Below are 1416 nucleotides of genomic sequence, written 5' to 3' on the forward strand. Positions count from 1 at the left end.
TGTCTTAGTACAGAAAAACCTTACAGTGGATGTATTGAATGCAGAATTGACTTTACAGATTGGAGATTGTTTCAGTGAGCGCTTTACAGTTCCAATTTACTCATTGTTTTGTTTTTAGGCTTCCACTTTTTGTCCAGAGGCCCTGTTCTTGTGTGTGCCTCGTTGGGTGTCAGGTAGTTACAGCTCATGTGAGGCCTGATACGATTATAATAGTCGATAGCTTTACAAACGGCATTAACAGCATCGTTGTAACTGTTGAATGTCCTTTTGAGCCGAAATTCATGCTTCAGTATGCCGTTAACCCGCTCTGCGATAGCGTTATCATATGGACTACCCGATTCAGTCATAGAAATACCGATTTTATGTTTTTGAAGCAGTTCTACATAGTCACTACACGCATATTGGACGCCTCTGTCAGAGTGATGGATCATATTCTGAGCTGTGGGAGACAATGAGTTTATCGCTTTCTTAAGCGCGATGATAGGCCCTTTGGCTTGAAGTCGCTGGCTCAAATGATGGCCTACGATCTTTCTCGAATAGGCATCTGTAATGAGAGAAAGATAATTAAAACCTTGTTCCGTACGCAAATACGTTATATCACTCACCCATAACTGGCCCGGACCGCTGATATTAAGCTCACCTGTAAGATTAGGCCATTTGTAAAACGCATGGTTTGAATCTGTTGTATGAACATAGCGACTTTTACGCTTAGGCAGCATTAACTGATGAGTATATAACAACTTAAAGAAACGCGGTCTTCCAACCGGAATATGGTGTTGTAGCAAAATAGGCTGAAGCAGCTTATGTAATTTTACTGCTCCTCCTTCCCACAATTCACGGTGCTGCTTCACCATATTGACAATAAAGGCTTCTTCCAGCTGCTGATTGGCTTTGTGCCAATTCTGCTCATAAAAAGCCTGTCTGGTTTTACCAAACAACCTACAAATAGGCTCCAATCCAATCTCCGGATGATTGGTTTTCATTTGCCTGGCTGTTTGGTACCAAGCTTTTTTATCAGATCAACTCCCAACTCCTTCCCGGCATTTGAGATAAGCAATTCAAGCGCTTCCACTTTTAAAAGAGCTTCTTTTAACTGTTTATCCTTTTCAGTATCAGCAACCTCTTTTGCTGGGGTCGACATGGCTACTGCCGCTTGTTTCACTGGCGGCAACTGCTCCTGATTATAATGCTTTTTGTACCAGGAGACCATTCCTCTAACGACATCAGCACCGCGGAGATCATACTTCTTGGCTAACTGGCCATAACCTTGATCTCCCGTTAAATATTCATGAGCTATCGTGATTTTTAAACTTTCCGAGTAGGTAGGAGGTGGTCCGGGTGATTTTCTTTTCATGTAGGTAATTTAATTAGTTCTTATTTATCTCCAACATGTAAAGTCAATTCTGAATCAATACA

2 protein-coding genes are annotated in these 1416 nt (G+C 41.6%); both read right to left on the reverse strand.

All coding sequences use genetic code 11. The features are described 5' to 3' along the window. Positions 1-83: 83 nt before the first annotated feature. Positions 84-983: an IS3 family transposase gene (locus BMZ72_RS36220; protein ID WP_089816457.1), complete on the reverse strand. Its 900-nt coding sequence runs from the start codon at positions 981-983 to the stop codon at positions 84-86. Beyond that, positions 980-1354, reverse strand: coding sequence for a hypothetical protein (locus BMZ72_RS36225; protein WP_089816459.1), 375 nt, complete (start codon positions 1352-1354; stop codon positions 980-982). Before BMZ72_RS36225 ends, BMZ72_RS36220 begins: the two co-directional genes overlap by 4 nt. Positions 1355-1416: the final 62 nt, after the last annotated feature.

The organism is Chitinophaga sp. YR627 (assembly GCF_900114995.1).
Classification (GTDB): domain Bacteria; phylum Bacteroidota; class Bacteroidia; order Chitinophagales; family Chitinophagaceae; genus Chitinophaga.

Excerpts from the sequence above, each read along its gene's own strand:
- BMZ72_RS36220 (WP_089816457.1), bottom strand. The coding sequence starts at position 983 with ATGAAAACCAATCATCCGGAGATTGGATTGGAGCCTATTTGTAGGTTG.
- BMZ72_RS36225 (WP_089816459.1), bottom strand. The coding sequence starts at position 1,354 with ATGAAAAGAAAATCACCCGGACCACCTCCTACCTACTCGGAAAGTTTA.